The organism is Kitasatospora sp. NPDC032121, from assembly GCF_055580145.1.
This window is the reverse complement of the sequence record NZ_JBVILX010000029.1, coordinates 21,689-40,284: the sequence shown is the minus strand read 5'-3', so window position 1 is coordinate 40,284 and position 18,596 is coordinate 21,689. Positions and strand designations below refer to the sequence as shown.

The following is an 18,596-nucleotide window of genomic DNA, read 5'->3' as shown; positions in this document are numbered from 1 at the left end:
CCGGGCGCTGACCGTCCGCCAGCATGACGTGCCGCGGCCACCCGGCGATGCCCCCGAACCCCTCCGTCACACCGGAGTTGACGCCGCGTTCGACCCGTCCGAACGAATCCGGGAACAGCCGGGCGGCACGGAAACGGAAGTGGCCGGCCCGGCCGCACGAGGAGTCCTCGTACGGCCGGGCCGGCCTGGGCGTGTCCCGCGCCCATGTCCGCCGTGCGGCGATCACCCGGTCGAGCGGTCACCCGACATGACCATCCCGGAGGATCGTTTCGCCCCGCAGCGACGGTGGTTCCGGAAACCCTCGGAGCTCAGCCGTGGGTCAGAGCGCGACGCCGTGCGCGCGCAGGTAGGCGACCGGGTTGATGTCCGAGCCGTACTCCGAGCCGTTGCGGATCTCGAAGTGCAGGTGCGGGCCGGTCACGTTGCCGGTGGCACCGGAGAGGCCGATCTGCTGGCCGACGGTGACGGCCTGACCGATCCTCACACCGATCGAGGAGAGGTGCGCGTACTCGGCGTAGTGGCCGTCGGCGAGCTTGATCTCGACCTGGTTGCCGTAGGCGCCGCCGTTGCCGGCCTTGACCACGACACCGTTGGCGATGGCGCGCAGCGGGGTGCCGGTGGAGGCGACGAAGTCCTGGCCGGTGTGGTGGCCGGAGGCCCACATCGAGCCGGCCACGCCGTAGGCGGTGCCGAGCCTCGGGTTGGCCAGCGGGGCGACGAAGCCGGAGGTGGCGGCGGCGACCGGAGTGGCGGTCACGGCCTGGGCCGGGGTGGCGACCTGCAGCTGGGTCTGCAGCTGCGTGGACGGCTTGACGGCCTCGGTCCGCACCTGGACCTGGTCCTGCGCCTTGGCGGCCTGGGTCGCGGGAGCGGCCGACTCGGCCGGGGCGGCGGGCTTCGCCGGAGCGGAGTCGGCCGCCGGCGCGACGGCGTGGCCCGGCAGCGCGAGCTGCTGGCCCGCGAAGATCAGGTTCGGGTTGGCACCGACGACCGAGCGGTTCTGCTCGTACAGCGCGTGCCAGCCGCCCTCGACGTTCTTGACCTCGGCGATCTTGGACAGGGTGTCACCGCTGACGACGCGGTAGCTCTCCTGCGCGGCCTGGGCGGCCGGAGCGGTGGCCGGAGCAGCGGCCGGAGCGGCCGACTCGGCGCGGGCGGAGGCGGCGGCCTGCGCGACCGGGGCGGCCGGAGCGGTGTGGGCCTGGGCGCTCATCGCGGTGACGAGCGGAAGGGCGAAGGAGACGCCGGTGACGGCGGTGGCGATGCCGATGCGGGCGGCGCGGGGCAGGGCGATACGACGAGCCTGAGCAGGCATGGAAGTTTCCTCTCCGACGCCTGCGAGGTGAGCTGTCGGGTTCGGGCTGGAGTTGCCCGGCCGCATGCGCGGCTTCACCCCTAGCCGGTCCTGGACGCCCGCGCCCTGAGGCGCGAACTCCGGTCCGGCGACTTACCTGTGGGTCCCCCGCTCCTGCCGTACAGAGTTCGTTTCGAACCACCGGGCAGCGGCAGGACTCGGCGTTCCACCCGGCGGATCCGTCCGGACTGGCCGGGCGGTCGCTGAACTAAAACCCATCCGTTCGGGTGAAGCAATGTCGATCTTTGAAAGCGCAACCATTCCCCCTCCCGCGGTGACCCTCCGCAGGCCGGAGCCCACGTTCCGTACACAATCCATTCACCCCCCGCCACTGATCCACGACCCTGCGCCGAGATCCGCGACGCTGCGCAGCCGCCCACTCACACCCCGCCCACCGTCAACACACCCACCGGTGACCCTTGTCACGTGCGCCCCGGCAGCGCAGGATTCGCCCGTGGCCACCTCAGAGGCCGGCACCCTGCGCCTGAGCACCGCGCAGGGCCGCTGGGTACTACTGGCGACGGTGCTCGGCTCCAGCATGGCGATGCTCGACGGCACCGTGGTGAACGTCGCCCTGCCCCGGATCGGCGCCGACCTCGGCGCCTCCCTCGCGTCCCTGCAGTGGACCCTGAACGCCTATCTGCTCACCCTGGCTGGCCTGATCCTGCTCGGCGGCGCACTGGGCGACCGGTACGGACGGCGCAAGGTCTTCCTGATCGGCGTGGTCTGGTTCGCCATCGCCTCCGCCGCCTGCGCCGCCGCACCGAACATCCACGTGCTGATCGCCGCCCGCGCCGTCCAGGGCATCGGCGGGGCACTGCTCACCCCCGGCTCGCTCGCCATGCTCCAGGCGGTCTTCCACCCTGACGACCGCTCGGCGGCGGTCGGCCTCTGGTCCGGCCTGGGCGGGGTGTCGGCGGCGGTCGGCCCTTTCCTCGGCGGCTGGCTGGTGGACGGCCCCGGCTGGCGCTGGATCTTCCTGCTGAACCTGCCGCTCGCCGCCGCCGTGATCGCCGTCGCCACCCGGTCGGTGCCGGAGAGCCGGGACAAGGACGCCTCCGGCCGCTTCGACGTGCTCGGCGCCGTGCTCGCCGCCCTCGCCCTCGGCGCGATCACCTACGCGCTGACCGCGGCCGGCGAGGGCCTGTCCCCCGCCGTCTGGGTCAGCGGGGTGATCGGGGTGGTGCTCGGCGTCGCCTTCGTGGCCGTCGAGCGCCGCGCGCCCGAACCGATGCTGCCGCTCGGCCTCTTCTCCTCCCGGCTGTTCACCGCGGTGAACCTGGTCACCCTGTGCGTGTACGCGGCGTTCAGCGGTGTCTTCTTCCTGCTGGTGGTGCAGCTCCAGATCGTGTCCGGGTTCTCGCCGCTGCTCTCGGGCTTCGCCCTGGTGCCGATCACCGTGCTGATGCTGCTGCTGTCCGCCCGTGCCGGACGCCTCGGCAAGCGGATCGGCCCGCGCATCCCGCTCACCGTCGGCCCGATGCTGTGCGCCGCCGGGGTGCTGCTGATGCTGCGCATCGGCCCGGACTCCTCGTACTGGGTGGACGTGCTGCCCGCCGTCACGGTGATGGGCTGCGGCATGACGCTGCTGGTCGCACCGCTGACGGCGACCGTGCTGGCCGCCGTCGAGGTCCGCCACGCGGGCATCGCCAGCGGGGTCAACAACGCCGCCGCCCGCGCGGCCGGCCTGCTCGCGGTGGCCGCCCTGCCGGCGCTGGCCGGGCTGAGCGGCGACGCCTACCGGGTACCCTCCTCGGTCGACGCCGCCTTCCACACCGCCATGCTGATCTGCGCGGGCCTGCTGGTCGCCGGCGGGCTGATCGCCTCCGCGACCGTACGGGGCAACGTGCTCGCCCCCGAGGAGCAGCCGGTGGCCGAGCCGAACTGCGACTGGCCGTGCGGGCCCACCGCCCCGCCGCTCGACCCGGGCCACGTCCCCGTGACGCGCGAGGGCCCCGCCACCGGTCCGGCGGCGGGGCCCTCACCCAACGGCTGACGCTACGTCAGAAGGCGCTTCCCGTCAGGGAATTCCGCCCGTCAGAGAATGTCGCCGGGCGCGTACTTGGCGGCCTCCGGGTAGGCGGCCGCGACGGCCTCCACCTGGCGGACGACCTCGGCGACCTGAGCGCCGGCCGCGCCGGTGAAGGGCAGCTTGTCGGCCAGCAGCGCGTCCAGGGCGGCCCGGTCCAGCGGGATCCGCTCGTCGGCGGCCAGCCGGTCCAGCAGCTCGTTCTCCCGGGCGCCGGCCCGCATCGCCAGCGCGGAGGCGACGGCGTGCTCCTTGATGACCTCGTGCCCGGTCTCCCGGCCGACGCCCGCGCGCACCGCGCCCATCAGCACCTTGGTGGTGGCGAGGAACGGCAGGTAGCGGTCCAGCTCGGCCTCGATCACGGCGGGGAAGGCGCCGAACTCGTCGAGGACGGTCAGGAAGGTCTCCAGCAGGCCGTCGAAGGCGAAGAACGCGTCCGGCAGCGCGACCCGGCGCACCACCGAGCAGGAGACGTCGCCCTCGTTCCACTGGTCGCCGGCCAGCTCGCCGGTCATCGAGGCGTAGCCGCGCAGGATGACGGCCAGGCCGTTGACGCGCTCGCAGGAGCGGGTGTTCATCTTGTGGGGCATCGCGGAGGAGCCGACCTGGCCCTCCTTGAAGCCCTCCGTCACCAGCTCGTGGCCGGCCATCAGGCGGATGGTCTTGGCCAGGCTGGACGGCGCGGCGGCCAGCTGGACGAGGGCGGTGAGCACCTCGAAGTCCAGCGAGCGCGGGTAGACCTGGCCGACGCTGGTCAGCACGTGGTCGAAGCCGAGGTGCCCGGCGACCCGGCGCTCCAGCTCGGCGAGCTTCTCGGTGTCCCCGCCGAGGAGGTCCAGCATGTCCTGGGCGGTGCCGACCGGGCCCTTGATCCCGCGCAGCGGGTAGCGGGCGATCAGCTCCTCCAGGCGGCGGAAGGCGACCAGCAGCTCGTCGGTGATCGAGGCGAACCGCTTGCCCAGGGTGGTGGCCTGAGCGGCCACGTTGTGCGAGCGGCCGGCCATGACCAGCTCGGAGTGCTGGGCGGACAGCTTGGCCAGACGCACCAGCACGGCCACCGTGCGGTCCCGCACGTGCTCCAGGGACTGGCGGATCTGGAGCTGCTCGACGTTCTCGGTCAGGTCCCGGGACGTCATGCCCTTGTGGATCTGCTCGTGCCCGGCGAGCTCGCTGAACTCCTCGATGCGGGCCTTCACGTCGTGGCGGGTGATCCGCTCACGGGCGGCGATCGAGCCGAGGTCGACCTGGTCGATCACCCGCTCGTAGTCGGCGACGGCCGTCGCCGGCACCTCGACGCCGAGGTCCTGCTGGGCCTTCAGGACGGCCAGCCACAGGTGGCGCTCGAGGACCACCTTGTGCTCGGGGGACCACAGCTGGGCCAGGGTCGCCGAGGCGTACCGGGAGGCCAGGACATTGGGGATCTGGGGCTTCGCGCTCACGCTTCGCAAGGGTAACAGCCGAGGTCACGCCGAACGTCGGCGGATGGGGTAGGCTTGGCCAATTGAGCGTCATTCAGATGACACTTCAAAGCCTTCTCACCGCAAGGATATCACATCGATGAGCGAAGCACCAGCGGCCACGGGGGACCCCGGCGATGCCCTCGCCGCGGCCCTGCGCACCGAGCAGGCCCACCTCACCCGGCTCTACGCCCGGCTGGACGCCGTCCGCGAACGCGCCCGCCGCACCGCCGACGGCGCCCACGACCAGGCCGCACCCGGCGGCACCCACCAGGCCCGGCTGGAACGCGAGGTGCGCGCCCGCGAGGCCGTCCGTCACGCCGCCCGGCTGGACGCGGTCGAGCGCGGCCTGTGTTTCGGCCGGCTCGACGAGCGCGACGGCACCGTCCACTACATCGGTCGCACCGGCCTGACCGACGAGGCGTACGAGCCGCTGCTGCTCGACTGGCGGACCCCGGCCGCCCGCCCCTTCTACACCGCGACCCCCGCCCACCCCGGCCCCGTGGTCCGCCGCCGCCACCTGCACACCCGGGGCCGCACCCTCACCGGACTGGACGACGAGGCGCTCGACCTCGCCGGACTGGATGAGTCCGGCCGGCGCGGCCTGGTCGGCGAGGCCGCCCTGCTCGCCGCCCTCGACCGCGAGCGCACCGGCCGGATGGGCACCGCCGTCGCCACCATCCAGGCCGAGCAGGACCGGGTGATCCGCTCCCCGCTGCCCGGCGCCCTGGTGGTCCAGGGCGGCCCCGGCACCGGCAAGACGCTGGCCGCCCTGCACCGCGCCGCCTACCTGCTGTTCACCCACCGCGCCGCGCTGGAGCGCCGCGGCGTGCTGGTGATCGGCCCCAACCCCGGCTTCCTGCGGTACATCGACGAGGTGCTGCCCGCCCTCGGCGAGACCGAGGTGGTGCTGCGCACCGTCGGCGAACTCCTCCCCGGCGTCACCGCCACCGGCACCGACGCCCCCGCCACCGCCTTCGCCAAGGGCGGCCCCTGGATGGCCGGGGTGCTCCGGCGCGCCCTGGCCGCCCACCAGACGGCCCCGGCCGACGGCCTGGACCTCGGCGAGGGGCTGAAGGTCTCCGCCCGGGCCTGCGCCGAGGCCCGCGACGCCGCCCGCGGCCTGCGGCTGCCCCACAACCGGGCCCGCGGCTTCTTCCTCGGCACCCTGCTCGACGCCCTCGCCATCGCCCAGGCGCTCACCCTCGGCCGCCCCTACGACGACGAGGAGGCGCACTACGCCCCGCGCGAGCTGTGGGAGCGGACGGACGTCCGCGCCGCCCTCGACCCGCTCTGGCCCCGGCTCACCCCGCAACAGCTCCTCGAAAGGCTGCTCACCGACCGGGAGTTGCTCGCCACGGCGGCCCCCGAACACGCGGCCGCCCTGCTCCGTCCGCCCGGCTCCGGCTGGACGGTCGAGGACGTCCCGCTGCTCGACGAGGCCGCCGAACTTCTCGGCACGGCAAGGGAATCCGCCGCTGCCGACCAGGATCCGGACGAACTGGCCTTCGCTCAGGGCGTGTTGACCATCACCGGGCAGACCGGCGACGCCCTGCTGGACTCCGCCGCGCTGGCCGGGCGCTTCCGCGACGACGGCCCGTACCGCTCCACCGCCGAACGCGCCGCCGCCGACCGCACCTGGGCCTACGGCCACGTCGTCGTGGACGAGGCCCAGGAGCTGTCCGCGATGGCCTGGCGCGCCGTCCTGCGACGCGTCCCGACCAACTCGCTCACCATCGTCGGCGACCTCGCCCAGACCGGATCCCCCGCCGGCGCCCGCAGTTGGGCCGAGATGCTCGACCCGCACCTGCCCGGCCGCTGGCGCGAGGAGCGGCTGACCGTCAACTACCGTACGCCGCAACCCTTCATGGCCATCGCCTCCGCCGTGCTGCGCGCCGCCGTACCCGGCCACCGGCCGCCCGACTCCATCCGCCCGGGCACCGAGCGCCCCCGCGCCGTCCACGTCCCCGAGGGTGACTTCGCCGCCGCGCTCGCCCGGCTGCCCGCCGGCCCCGGCACCCTGGGCGTGATCGCACCGGACGCCCTGACCGCGGAACTGGACGCCCTCACCGTGGCGGACGCCAAGGGGCTGGAGTTCGACGCGGTCGTGGTGGTCGAGCCGGCCGGACTCGCCCCGCGCGACCTCTACGTCGCCCTGACCCGGGCCACCCGCTCACTCACCCTGCTCCACCACCGACCGCTGCCGCCGGAGCTCGCCGGGCTGCTCTGACCGGCGCGACCGACGGGCGGCGCGACCGGCACCGGCGGCACCAGTGGCGCGGGCGGCGCGGGGTCCTACTGCGCGCCGCCCGTACGGGCCAGCACCGGCAGCACCTGGGAGCAGATCGAGTGCAGCGCGATCCGCTGCTCGTCGGTCATCGCCTCGAAGGCCTGGTGGGTCCGGGCCATCTCGCCCCGGATGCGGTTCAGGATCTCCCGGCCCTCGGCCGTGATCACCACGATCTTCACCCGGCGGTCACCGGCCGCCGCCTCCCGGTTGGCCAGGCGCAGCGACTCCAGCCGGTCCACGATCCCGGTCACGTTCGACGCGTCGCAGCCCAGCCGCCCGGCCAGCGCCCGCATCGGCACCGGCTCCTGCACCGCGCCCAGCGCCTTGGCCTGCGAGGAGGAGAGGCCGTGCCGGGCGGCGGCCGCCGCGAAGTCCTGGAAGTACGCGGCACCGACGGCGGCCAACACCTCCATCAATTCGGCGTTGGTCGGTACGGTCGTCGTCGCTGTCGAACCCATGGGGTCAGCGTACGACCAGGTGCTTCAGTAACTCAAGCTTTGACCACGGCAACCGTCGGCGAGCCGCCTCACACCGCCCCGGGGTCAGAGCACCAGCTGGTCGAACAGCCGCCGCAGCTCCGCCTCCGGGTCCGCGGTCAGCCCGGTGTGCACGGGCCCCGGCTGGACGATCGCGCTGCGCGGCGCGGTCAGCCAGCGGAACCGCTGCCCGGGGCTGTCCCCCGCCGCCGGACCGGCCTGCGGGCCGCCCTGACAGACCGCCTCGATCCCGTGCAGCGCCCGCCGCACGCCATGGACGTCCGCGACCGGGTCCAGTGCCAGCAGCCGGGCCTGGTCCAGGTGGGTCCGGGCGGCCAGGTGCGAGCTCTGCCGGCAGTACAGCAGCACCCCGACGTTGACGCACTCGCCGCGCTCGACCCTCGGCACCGCGCGGATCACGGCGTACTCGTAGTCGTGCAGCTCTACGGCGACCGGCAGCATGGACAGCACGGGCTCGGTCATGCGGGCACCTCCGGCAGCCAGTCGCGCGGACCGGCCAGTCGTCGGGTCAACTGGGCGCGGTACGCGGCGCGCACCTCGTCGGGCGAGTCGAAGCCGAACTCGTCCGCCAGCCAGACCTCGGGGATCTGCGCCACCGCGCCCTCGATCGCCGCCTCGGCGAGCGGCGCGAGCGCCTTGTCGGCCGCCGCCAGGTCCGGCCGGGCGCGCAGCAGCGCATGGTCGGAGGCGTCGTACGGACGGCGGATCCAGGCGGCGGCGCCGGACCAGTTGTGGTGGAAGATCAGGCTCGCGCCGTGGTCGATCAGCCGCAGACCGCCGGTCGCCACCAGCAGGTTGGGGTTGCGCCAGGAGCGGTCGACGTTGCCGATCAGCGCGTCGAACCAGAGCACCTGCCCGGCCAGCTCGGGGTTCACCTCGAAGCAGAGCGGGTCGAAGTTGAGCGCGCCGCTGACGAAGGCCATCCCCAGGTTGGTCCCGCCGCTGGCCCGCATCTGATCCTGGATCTGGTGGTCCGGCTCGCTGCGCGCGAGCACCGGGTCCAGGTCGACCGTCACCAGCTCCGGCACCGGCAGCCCGAGCCGCCGGCCGAGCTCCCCGGCCAGCACCTCCGCGACCAACGCCTTGCGGCCCTGCGCCGCACCGACCCATTTCAGCGCGTACAGCCGCCGATCGTCGGCCTCGACCAGGCCCGGCATCGAGCCGCCTTCTCGCAGTGGCGTCACATACCGGATCGCCGTCACCTCGGGTAGCACGGCCGACAGCTTATCGGTGTCTGTGCCCCTTCCTCTCCCTTCACCTCCGCACCTCCCCCGGCACCTCCCCCCGGCACCTCCCTCCCCTCCCCCACGCCCCCGCCCCGGCGGCAGCCCCCGCCTCCCCCACACCACTCTTCCCTCCCCACTCCATAGCCCCGCCCCAGTGGCAGCCCCCGCTGCTCCGTGCGAGTGTGGCGGACAGTAAGTGGGGACCTTCACGGCAAAGGGATGAGCGATGGAACGACCTCGGATCCTGATCGTGGGCGGTGGCTTCGCCGGTCTGGAGTGCGCCCGCCGCCTCGAACACAAGCTGTCACCGTCGGAGGCCGAGATCTCGCTGGTCACGCCGTTCAGCTACCAGCTCTACCTCCCCCTGCTCCCCCACGTCGCGGCCGGCGTCCTCACCCCGCAGTCCGTGGCCGTCTCGCTGCGCCGCTCGCTGCGCCGCACCCACATCGTCCCGGGCGGCGCCATCGGCGTGGACCCGGCCTCCAAGGTGTGCGTCGTCCGCAAGATCACCGACGAGGTGGTCGCGCTGAAGTACGACGTCCTGGTGCTCGCCCCGGGCAGCGTCACCCGCACCTTCGACATCCCCGGCCTCACCGACTACGCCCGCGGCATGAAGACGCTCGCCGAGGCGGCCTACGTCCGCGACCACGTGATCGCCCAACTCGACCTCGCCTCCGCCACCCTGGACCAGAAGGAGCGCGAGTCCCGGCTCCAGTTCGTGGTGGTCGGCGGCGGCTACGCGGGCACCGAGACTGCCGCCTGCCTCCAGCGGCTGACCACCGCCGCCGCCCATCGCTACCCGCGCCTGGACGCCCGGCAGATCAAGTGGCACCTGATCGACATCGCCCCGAAGCTGATGCCGGAACTCGGCGACCCGCTCGGCGAGTCCGCCCTGGAGGTGCTGCGCAACCGCGGCATCGAGGTGTCGCTGGGCGTCTCGGTCGCCGAAGTCGGCGCCGAGACCGTCAAGTTCACCGACGGCCGGGTGCTCCCCTGCCGCACCCTGATCTGGACGGCCGGCGTGGCCGCGAGCCCGCTGATCGGCACCCTGGACGCCGAGACGGTCCGCGGCCGGCTCGCCGTGACGGCGGAGATGCGGGTGCCGCAGTTCGAGGGCGTGTTCGCGCTCGGCGACGCCGCCGCCGTCCCCGACCTCGCCAAGGGCGACGGCGCGGTCTGCCCGCCGACCGCCCAGCACTCCGCCCGCCAGGGCCGCGCGGTCGCGAACAACGTGATCGCCTCGCTCCGCAACCAGCCCCTGGAGCCGTACTACCACAAGGACTTGGGCCTGGTGGTCGACCTCGGCGGCAAGGACGCGGTCTCCAAGCCGCTCGGCGTGGAACTCCGCGGCGTGCCCGCGCAGCTGGTGGCGCGCGGCTACCACCTGATGGCGATGCGCACCAACGTGGCCAAGTTCCGGGTGGGCACCAACTGGCTGCTCAACGCGACCGCCGGCGACGAGTTCGTCCGCATCGGATTCCTCGCCCGCCAACCCGCCCGGCTGCGGGACTTCGAGTACACCGACTCCTATCTGACGAAGGATCAGGTCCGCGCGCACGCCCAGTCGCTGCTCGCCAAGGGCTGAGCACGGGCAGACCGACGCAACGGCGCCCCCGCCGCCGGAACCGGCCGCGAGGGCGCCGAACCGCGCCGTCACCGTACGATCACCGCGCGGTCGGGTACATCCCGCTCGCGTCCTGCCCGGCCGCGTCGCGGCACGCGTAGTCCACCAGCCGCGGACTCACACCAGCCGCGACCCGCCCCCGCCCGCCCCCAGCACCGCCGCCAGGTCCTCCGCCAGCTCCCGCGCCTGCGCCGCCTCCAGCCGCGCCGTGGTGAACCGCAGCCCGGGCGGCGACTGGACCCGGTACCGCGCGCCCGGCGCCGCGACCCAGCCGCGCTGCACCAGCGCCGCCAGCACCGAGGTCTCGTCCGGCACCGGCACCCAGACGTTCAGCCCGCTCCGCCCGTGCGCGGCGATCCCACGGGCCGCCAGCTCGCCCAGCAGGGCGTCCCGCCGGGCCCGGTAGACGGCGGCCACCCGGTCGGTCGGCGCGGCGTCACCGGCCCACAGCTCCGCGACGGTGCGCTGCAGCAGGTGGCTGACCCAGCCGGCCCCCAGCCGCAGCCGGCCGGCCACCCGTCCGATCGTCTCGTGGTCGCCGACCGCCACCGAGACCCGCAGGTCCGGCCCGTACGCCTTGGCCGCCGAGCGCACCACCGCCCAGTGCCGGGCGTCGGCGCCGACCAGCGAGTGGTACGGCTGGTCGACCATGCCGTGTCCGTGGTCGTCCTCGATCAGCAGCACCCCGGGGTGCTCGGCCAGTACGGCCTTCAGCGCCTCGGCCCGCCGTGCGGTGAGCGCCGCCCCGGTCGGGTTCTGCGCCCGGCTGGTGACCACCACGGCCCGCGCTCCCTCGGCCAGCGCCGCGGCCAGCGCGTCCGGCAGCGGGCCCTCGTCGTCCAGCCGGACGGGCGCGTGCTTCAGCCCCAGCGCGGGCAGCAGGTCGAGCAGGCTGCCCCAGCCCGGATCCTCGACGGCCACCGCGTCGCCGGGGCGCAGCCGGGCGCCGAGGATGCGTTCGACGGTGTCCAGCGAGCCGGAGGCGACGGCGATCGGGCCGCCGGGCAGGCCGTCGGCCTCGAAGGACGCGCGGGCGAGCGTGAGCAGCAGCGGGTCGACGGCGGCGTGCCCGTACAGCACCGGGTCGGTGCGCGCGGCCTCGGCGGCGGCCGCGAGGGCCGGGGCGAGGTCGGGCAGCAGGGCCGGGTCGGGGTTGCCGGTGGACAGGTCGCGGGCGTGCGGCGGGACGGGGATGCGGATCTGGTCGCGCGGGGTGAGGGCGGGCCTGGGCAGGATGCGGCTGCCCTTGCGGCCGGCGGTCTCGATCACGCCGCGGTCGCGCAGCAGCCGGTAGGCGGCGGCGACGGTGTTGGGGTTGACGCCCAGTTCGGCGGCGAGGTCGCGCAACGGGGGCAGCGCGGTTCCGGGGGCGAGCTGCCCGCTGCTCACGCCCTGCTCGATGTGGGCCGCGATTTCGCTGGCGCGTCGCCCTTTCAGCGGATAGCCTCCTAGCACAAAGCAAATTATGCACTAGTACATAGAGGATGTCATGTCAGCCACCGCGGAGGGTTCGCCCGGCTACTCCCGTACCCCGAGGACCACCCCCACCCGCTACCGGGACCGGGCCACCTGGGAGCAGGAGGTGATCCACGCCATCCTCGACAGCGCCTACATCTGCCACCTCGGCTTCGTCGTCGACGGCGCCCCCGTGGTCCTGCCGACGATCTTCGCCCGGGTCGGCAGCCGGCTCTACGTCCACGGCTCCACCGGCAGCCGCCCGATGCGCAACGCCTCAGGCGAGCAGGGCATGCCGGTCTGCGTCACCGTCACCCAGGTCGACGCGCTGGTGCTGACCAAGTCCGCGTTCAACCACTCGGTGAACTTCCGCTCGGTGGTCGCCCACGGCACCGCGCACCAGGTCACCGACCCCGAGGAGCTGGACGTCGCGCTCGCCGCCCTGGTCGACCACGCGGTTCCGGGGCGCTCCGCCGAGGTCCGTCCGGCCAACGCCAAGGAGCTCGCCGCCACCGCCGTCCTCCGGCTGGAGCTGGACGAGGTCTCGGCCAAGACCCGCGAGGACGGCGCCGACGACGACCCCGAGGACGCCGACCTGCCGCACTGGTCCGGTCTGATCCCGGTCACCACCGTGCACGGCACTCCCGAGCCGCACCCCGGCACCGCCGTCCCGCTCCCCGCGCACCTGCGCGGCTACCCGCGCTGACGGGAGGACCACCCGTGCTGATCAGATCCTGGGACCGCGGCGACGAGCAGGAGTGGCGCGCCTGGCTGGCCGAGGGCCGCGACTTCGGCCTGCTCGCCGCCAACGGCGGCCCCGGCGAGGGCCCGGTGCTCGTCCCGACGCACTTCCTGCTGGACGCCGAACGCGGCGAGATCCTGCTCCACCTCGCCGCGCCCAACCCGCTGCTGGCCGCCGTCCGGGCCGACCCCCAGGTCACCCTCGCGGTCACCGACGGCTACGCGTTCGCCCCCGGCCACTGGCGCGGCGAACCGGGCACGCCCACCAGCTACTACACCTCGGTCCACTTCCACTGCACCGCCGAGGTGGTGGAGGCCGCAGCCGGCAAGGCGGAGATCCTCAACCGCCAGCTGGCGCACTTCCAGCCCGAGACACCGGAGGTCCGGGTGGTGCCCGGCGAGGGCGCCTTGGCCCGGCAGCTGCCCGGGCTGCGCGGGCTCCGGCTGACGGTGAACGAGGTGCGGGCCAAGTTCAAGTACGACGACAAGAAGCCCGCCGAGGTGCAGTACGCCATCGCCGACCGGCTCGCCGAGCGCGCCGACGGCCCGGGGCGCGGCCACGACCAGTACGCCGCCGCCCGTACCCAGCTGCTCCGCCGTCACCGACGGCGCACCGCCTAGCCGGGCACCCGAGCACCGCCGTCACCGATGGCGCACCGCTTAGCCGGCCACCGCGAGCACCGCGAACGCCGCGGGGCACCGACGGCCCCCCGGGCCACGCCCCGCGCGTCGACCACTCACGCACCGGCGGCCCCGCGCCGCGGCCGGCCGCGCGCCGTCGGCTGACTCCGGGTCACCCGGTCGGCCGCCAATCGGCCGCCAACTCGGGCAGGTCGGCCGCGGCGCTGCTCGAATGTGAGACGAGCCCTGCCCACTCACCGTCAGAGCGGGTCCGTCCACTCCCGGGAGCGCGTGTGTCCTCAGTCAACAGCCAACGGGCGTCCGGCGAGGCCCACCTCGGCCACGTGGTGTTCATCTCGGCGGCCGCCGCCATGGGCGGTTTCCTGTTCGGCTACGACAGCGCGGTGATCAACGGTGCCGTGACGGGCATCCAGAAGCACTTCGCGGTCGGCCACGGCACCACCGCGTTCGTGGTGGCCATCGCGCTGCTCGGCTCGGCGGTGGGCGCGGTGCTCGCCGGCCGGCTCGCCGACCACCTCGGCCGGGTCCGCACGATGCTGCTGGCCGCCGCACTGTTCGCGGCCAGCGGCATCGGCTCGATGTTCCCGCCGAACATCGAGACCCTCGCCGTCTGGCGCGTGATCGGCGGCATCGCGATCGGCATCGCCTCGGTGATCGCCCCGACGTACATCGCCGAGGTCGCCCCGACCGCCTACCGCGGCCGGCTCGCCTCCTTCCAGCAGATGGCGATCGTGCTCGGCATCACCGTCTCCCAGCTGGCCAACTGGGCGATCAACCAGGCCGCCGGCGGCGAGTCCACCAACCACCTCGGCGGCATCCAGGCCTGGCAGTGGATGCTCGGCGTCGAGGCCATCCCGGCCCTGGTGTACGGGCTGATGGCGCTCGCCATCCCGGAGTCGCCGCGCTACCTGATCGCCGACCACCGCGAGGAGCAGGCCCGCAGGGTGCTGGTCGAGGTCGAGGGCGAGGGCGTGGACCTGGACGCCCGGGTGGCGGAGATCCGCTCGGTGCTGGAGTCCTCCCGCAAGCCCCGGGCGAAGGACCTGATGGGCGGCCGGTTCGGCCTGCTGCCGATCGTCTGGGTCGGCATCGGCGCCTCGGTGTTCCAGCAGTTCGTCGGCATCAACGTGATCTTCTACTACTCGTCCTTCCTGTGGCAGTCGGTCGGCATCAACGAGGCCAACTCCCTGCTGATCAGCCTCTCCACCTCGATCATCAACGTGATCGGCACGGTGATCGCGATGGTCCTGGTGGACCGGATCGGCCGCAAGCCGCTGGCCCTGGCCGGCTCGATCGGCATGGCGGCCGCGCTCGGCACCGCCGCCTGGGCGTTCTCCTACCGGGAGGGCACCGGCGACACCGCCACCCTGGACAACACCCACGCCACCGTCGCCCTGGTCGCCGCGCACGTCTTCGTGCTCTGCTTCGCCTTCTCCTGGGGCGTGGTGGTCTGGGTGCTGCTCGGCGAGATGTTCCCCAACCGGATCCGCGCGCTGGCGCTGTCCGTCGCCGCCTCGGCGCAGTGGATCGCCAACTGGGCGATCACCGTCAGCTTCCCGGACCTCGCCGACTGGAACCTCTCCGCGACGTACGTCATCTACGCGGCCTTCGCGCTGCTCTCCATCCCGTTCGTGGCCTTCTGCATCAAGGAGACCAAGGGCCGCGCCCTGGAGGAGATGGGCTGACCCGGCCCCGTCCACCGCCCCCGCCGCAAGCGGCCCGCACCGCCGACCCCCCGCCGCTCGCGGCCCGACCCACCGAGAGGAAACCATGCCTGACCAGGGCGGCTCCCGGCAGAACGTCACCTTCCCGAGCAACGGCCGTACCGCGCACGGCTACCTGGCCCGGCCGCCGCAGGGCGTCGGGCCCGGCCTGGTGGTGGTCCAGGAGTGGTGGGGGCTCACCTCGCACATCGCCGACATGGCCGACCGCTTCGCCGCCGAGGGCTTCACCGTCCTCGCCCCCGACCTGTTCGGCGGCGCCACCACCCACGACAGCGCCGAGGCGGCCCGGTTCATGCGCGAGCTCCCGGTCGAGCGGGCGGTGGAGGACCTGGCCGGGGCCGTCGACCACCTGCTCTCACTGGACGCCGTGGCCGGCGACGCCGTCGGGGTGGTCGGCTTCTGCATGGGCGGCGGCTTCGCCCTGCTGCTGGCCGCCCGGGCCGGCGACAAGGTGGCCGCCGTGGTCCCGTTCTACGGCCTGCCGACCGATCCGGACTTCGACTACCGCGGCCTGACCGCCCACGTGCTCGGCCACTTCGGCGAGTTGGACGGCTCGATCCCGATGGCCGCCGTGGACGAGGCGGCGATCCGGATCGGCGAGGCCACCGACGTCCGCCCGGAGATCCACTTCTACCCGGCCGGGCACGCCTTCATGAACGACGAGAACCTGATCGGCACCTACGATCCGCTCCAGGCCCGGATCGCCTGGCGCCGGACCCTCACCTTCCTCTGGGGCCACCTCGGCTGACTCCCCTCCCGCCCCGGGCTCCGGTGTGAAAACGGGATGGACACCTGTACGACCTTTCGGCATAGTCTCCGGGTGCCGACCCCACCTCCGCGCCGCTTCGCCTGGGCGAGCCGCAACTTCCGCATCCAGACCGCCGCCACCGTGATCAGCGGCCTCGGCAACGCCGGCGCCCCCATCGCCACCGCCTTCGCCGTGTTCGGCACCGGCGGCACCACCGCCGAGGTCGGCTACGTCACCGCCGCCCGGCTGGTGCCCACCGTGCTGCTCCTGGTGGTCGGCGGCACCCTCGCCGACCGGCTGCCGCGCCACCTGATCATGGTCGCCGCCAATGTGTTCAGCGGGGTCTCCCAGGCCGTCCTGGCGGCCCTGGTGCTGACCGGGGACGTACGGCTCTGGCAGATGCTGGCGCTCTCCGCGGCCGGCGGAGCCGGCTACGCGCTCTACACCCCGGCCTCCGGCGGCATGATCATGCAGGCCGTCCCCCAGGAGCACGCCGCCCGCGCCTTCGCGGTCTTCCGGATGGGCCTCAACGCCTCCCAGATCGGCGGCGCCGCCCTCGGCGGCGCGCTCACCGCCGTCGTCGGCCCCGGCTGGGTGCTCGCCCTGGACGCCCTGTGCTTCCTGGTCGCCGCCGCCCTCCGCTTCTTCCTCGAGCCGGAGCAGGCCCCCGCGCCCTCCGGCGCCAGCATGCTGCGCGACCTGCGCGAGGGCTGGCGGGAGTTCGCCTCCCGCCGCTGGCTCTGGGTGATCGTGCTCCAGTTCTCCGTCCTGGTCGCCTGCATCAACGCGGTCGAGTCGGTGTACGGGCCGACGGCCGCCGAGGAACGGCTCGGCGGCGCGGGCGCCTGGGGCCTGGCGATGTCCGCCTACGGGGTCGGCCTGGTGGCCACCGGCGTGCTGATGACGCGGTGGCGGCCGCGCCGGATCCTGCTGGTCGGCAACTGGGGGGTCTTCCTGTTCGGCGTGCCCGCCCTGGCCCTCGCCGCCGAGGTGCCGCTGCCGCTGCTGGTCGTCGCGATGTTCCTGTCCGGCGTCGGCGTCACCGTCTTCGGCGTCAACTGGATGGTCGCGCTCCAGCAGGAGATACCCGCGGAGATGTTCTCCCGGGTCACCGCGTACGACGAACTCGGCTCCTACTCGCTGGCCCCGGTCGGCACCGCCCTGGCCGGCCCCGCCGCCGTGGCGCTCGGCCTGTCCGGCGCGCTCTGGACGTGCGCCGCCGCCTGCCTGGTGCTCAGCGCGGTCGTCCTGCTGGACCCCCAGGTGCGCCGGCTGAGCCGTCGGAGCACGGCGGACGCACCGGTGCCCGCCGGTGAGCCCGCGCCCACCCCGTGAGCGCCCCGCGCGCCCGGCGTGCGCCCGTCCGGGAGCAACCGGAGGTGCGCGAGTGTCGTCCGGACAGTCGGGAAACACCACGAGTCTCTGGGGGCCACCGGTGCCGAAGCCACTGCTGTTCCTGGACGTCGACGGCGTCCTGAACCCGGTCCGTCCGTACCCGGACACCGGGTTCGACTCGCACATCCTGTTCGGCTACACCGTCCTGCTGTCCACCCGGCACGGCAGCTGGCTGCGCGAGCTCGCCGGAACGTACGACCTGGTCTGGGCCACCACCTGGGAGGAGAACGCCAACACCCACATCGCCCCGGCGATCGGCCTGGACCCGCTGCCGGTGGTCGCCCTCGCCGGCTACACCCCGCAGCCCGGCGACCCGCGCGTCCCGCTGATGGAACTGTTCTCCGCCGCCAAGTGGGCCCCACTGCTGCGCTACGCCGGGGGCCGGCCCTTCGCCTGGGTGGACGACGTCATCCCGCCGCGCCTGGTCCGCCGCTCCCTGTGGCGCCGGGACCGCCTGCTGCTGCCCGTCGATCCGGGCCAGGGCCTGGAGCGCCGGCACGTCGACCGGCTGCTCGCCCGTCCGCCGCGCGGCCGGGCGCCGTCGGTCAGGGGGTCGGCAGCCAGCTGACGTGCCCGGCCAGCAGCGCGTACCCGACGAAGGCCACCGTGTCGATCAGGGCGTGCGCCGCCACCAGCGGCATCACCCGCCCCCAGCGCCGGTACAGCAGGCAGAACACCACGCCCATCACCATGTTGCCGACCATTCCGCCGACCCCCTGGTACAGGTGGTACGAGCCGCGCAGCACCGAGCTCGCCGCCACCGCCGCCGGCCAGGACCACCCCAACTGCTCCACCCGGCGCAGCAGGTAGCCCAGGACGACGACCTCCTCCAGGACGGCGTTCTGGCAGGCCGACAGCACCAGCACCGGCACCCGCCACCACACGTCCGGCAGCCCGGACGGCGCCACCGTCAGGTTGTACCCGGCCGCCTGCGAGGCCAGGTAGAGCGCCAGCCCCGACCCGCCGATCGCGGCCGCGACGGCGGCGCCCCGCCCCAGGTCGCGCAGCTTCTGCCCGAGGTCGAAGCCCAGCACCCGCAGCGCGAAGCCCTCGCGCACCAGCAGGTAGCCGACCAGCACCACCGGCATCAGCCCGCGCCCGATGTAGTACAGCTGCCACACCAGGTCCAGCCAGGGCCGCCCGGGCGCCCGCGAACCGTTCAGGGTGGCGACCTGCTGGCCGAGCTTGAGCGGTTCGGTGAGCGAACCGGTGAAGCTGATCAGCGCGCCGATCCCGCTGGCCCCGAGGGAGAGGCCGAGGACGATCAGCAGTTCCACGCCGAGCAGCCGACGAGTGGGCTTCGCGGTCTCCGGCGCGGTCGGGACGGTGGTCACGGGGGCTCCAGCGGACGGGGCGGTCGCTCCGGCCGTCGGCCGACCGCCGGAGCGATCATCCTGACACAGCCGCGCGGCCG

Annotated in this window: 16 protein-coding genes and 1 riboswitch; of the genes, 9 read left to right on the top strand and 7 right to left on the bottom strand. The window is 73.9% G+C overall.

What is annotated here, in order from left to right:
• Nucleotides 1-319 precede the first annotated feature (319 nt).
• Nucleotides 320-1,315 (bottom strand): M23 family metallopeptidase, encoded by a 996-nt coding sequence (locus ACZ5OX_RS37405; RefSeq protein WP_465636426.1) that lies wholly within the window; start codon nucleotides 1,313-1,315, stop codon nucleotides 320-322.
• 2 nt (nucleotides 1,316-1,317) lie between these two features.
• Nucleotides 1,318-1,455: riboswitch (cyclic di-AMP (ydaO/yuaA leader) on the bottom strand.
• A 353-nt stretch (nucleotides 1,456-1,808) separates the two neighbouring features.
• Here ACZ5OX_RS37405 and ACZ5OX_RS37400 point away from each other — a divergent pair.
• Nucleotides 1,809-3,350 carry an MFS transporter gene (locus ACZ5OX_RS37400; protein WP_465636424.1) on the top strand — a complete coding sequence of 514 codons (1,542 nt, stop codon included), beginning with the start codon at nucleotides 1,809-1,811 and terminating at the stop codon, nucleotides 3,348-3,350.
• Nucleotides 3,351-3,391: 41 nt separating this feature from the next.
• Here ACZ5OX_RS37400 and purB read toward each other — a convergent pair whose 3' ends face one another.
• Nucleotides 3,392-4,822, bottom strand: coding sequence for an adenylosuccinate lyase (gene purB / locus ACZ5OX_RS37395; protein ID WP_465636423.1), 1,431 nt, complete (start codon nucleotides 4,820-4,822; stop codon nucleotides 3,392-3,394).
• Nucleotides 4,823-4,940: 118 nt separating this feature from the next.
• On the opposite strand from purB, the gene ACZ5OX_RS37390 reads away from it, so the two are divergent.
• Nucleotides 4,941-7,070 carry a HelD family protein gene (locus ACZ5OX_RS37390; protein WP_465636421.1) on the top strand — a complete coding sequence of 710 codons (2,130 nt, stop codon included), beginning with the start codon at nucleotides 4,941-4,943 and terminating at the stop codon, nucleotides 7,068-7,070.
• Nucleotides 7,071-7,135: 65 nt separating this feature from the next.
• Here ACZ5OX_RS37390 and ACZ5OX_RS37385 read toward each other — a convergent pair whose 3' ends face one another.
• The 3 genes from ACZ5OX_RS37385 to ACZ5OX_RS37375 form a co-directional block, all read right to left on the bottom strand.
• A complete protein-coding gene (locus ACZ5OX_RS37385; protein WP_392870217.1) occupies nucleotides 7,136-7,588 on the bottom strand; it encodes a MarR family winged helix-turn-helix transcriptional regulator in 453 nt (150 codons plus the stop codon).
• 84 nt (nucleotides 7,589-7,672) lie between these two features.
• Nucleotides 7,673-8,089 (bottom strand): DUF3037 domain-containing protein, encoded by a 417-nt coding sequence (locus tag ACZ5OX_RS37380; protein ID WP_449792444.1) that lies wholly within the window; start codon nucleotides 8,087-8,089, stop codon nucleotides 7,673-7,675.
• Nucleotides 8,086-8,841 (bottom strand): HipA family kinase, encoded by a 756-nt coding sequence (locus ACZ5OX_RS37375; RefSeq protein WP_465636419.1) that lies wholly within the window; start codon nucleotides 8,839-8,841, stop codon nucleotides 8,086-8,088. The genes ACZ5OX_RS37380 and ACZ5OX_RS37375 overlap by 4 nt, the downstream gene beginning before the upstream one ends.
• A gap of 238 nt (nucleotides 8,842-9,079) precedes the next feature.
• Here ACZ5OX_RS37375 and ACZ5OX_RS37370 point away from each other — a divergent pair, with 238 nt between their 5' ends.
• Nucleotides 9,080-10,438, top strand: a complete 1,359-nt coding sequence (locus tag ACZ5OX_RS37370; RefSeq protein WP_465636417.1) for an NAD(P)/FAD-dependent oxidoreductase — start codon at nucleotides 9,080-9,082, stop codon at nucleotides 10,436-10,438.
• A 156-nt stretch (nucleotides 10,439-10,594) separates the two neighbouring features.
• Here ACZ5OX_RS37370 and ACZ5OX_RS37365 read toward each other — a convergent pair whose 3' ends face one another.
• On the bottom strand, nucleotides 10,595-11,932 hold the full coding sequence (locus tag ACZ5OX_RS37365) for an aminotransferase class I/II-fold pyridoxal phosphate-dependent enzyme (RefSeq protein WP_465636416.1): 1,338 nt from the start codon (nucleotides 11,930-11,932) through the stop codon (nucleotides 10,595-10,597).
• A 34-nt stretch (nucleotides 11,933-11,966) separates the two neighbouring features.
• Here ACZ5OX_RS37365 and ACZ5OX_RS37360 point away from each other — a divergent pair, with 34 nt between their 5' ends.
• From ACZ5OX_RS37360 to ACZ5OX_RS37335, 6 genes are all read left to right on the top strand, one after another.
• Nucleotides 11,967-12,638, top strand: coding sequence for a pyridoxamine 5'-phosphate oxidase family protein (locus ACZ5OX_RS37360; protein ID WP_465636414.1), 672 nt, complete (start codon nucleotides 11,967-11,969; stop codon nucleotides 12,636-12,638).
• 14 nt (nucleotides 12,639-12,652) lie between these two features.
• Nucleotides 12,653-13,294: an FMN-binding negative transcriptional regulator gene (locus ACZ5OX_RS37355; protein WP_465636412.1), complete on the top strand. Its 642-nt coding sequence runs from the start codon at nucleotides 12,653-12,655 to the stop codon at nucleotides 13,292-13,294.
• Between the two features lie 293 nt (nucleotides 13,295-13,587).
• Entirely contained in the window at nucleotides 13,588-15,000 is a 1,413-nt protein-coding gene (locus ACZ5OX_RS37350) for a sugar porter family MFS transporter (protein ID WP_465636410.1), read from the top strand.
• Nucleotides 15,001-15,085: 85 nt separating this feature from the next.
• Nucleotides 15,086-15,787 (top strand): dienelactone hydrolase family protein, encoded by a 702-nt coding sequence (locus tag ACZ5OX_RS37345; RefSeq protein WP_465636408.1) that lies wholly within the window; start codon nucleotides 15,086-15,088, stop codon nucleotides 15,785-15,787.
• A 72-nt stretch (nucleotides 15,788-15,859) separates the two neighbouring features.
• The gene (locus ACZ5OX_RS37340; protein WP_449792453.1) at nucleotides 15,860-17,122 is read left to right on the top strand and encodes an MFS transporter; all 1,263 of its coding nucleotides are present in this window, start codon (nucleotides 15,860-15,862) and stop codon (nucleotides 17,120-17,122) included.
• A 100-nt stretch (nucleotides 17,123-17,222) separates the two neighbouring features.
• Nucleotides 17,223-17,750 (top strand): HAD domain-containing protein, encoded by a 528-nt coding sequence (locus ACZ5OX_RS37335; RefSeq protein ID WP_465636406.1) that lies wholly within the window; start codon nucleotides 17,223-17,225, stop codon nucleotides 17,748-17,750.
• Here the strand turns inward: ACZ5OX_RS37335 and ACZ5OX_RS37330 are convergent.
• Nucleotides 17,728-18,516, bottom strand: coding sequence for a CPBP family intramembrane glutamic endopeptidase (locus tag ACZ5OX_RS37330; RefSeq protein ID WP_465636404.1), 789 nt, complete (start codon nucleotides 18,514-18,516; stop codon nucleotides 17,728-17,730). The genes ACZ5OX_RS37335 and ACZ5OX_RS37330 overlap by 23 nt on opposite strands.
• Nucleotides 18,517-18,596: the final 80 nt, after the last annotated feature.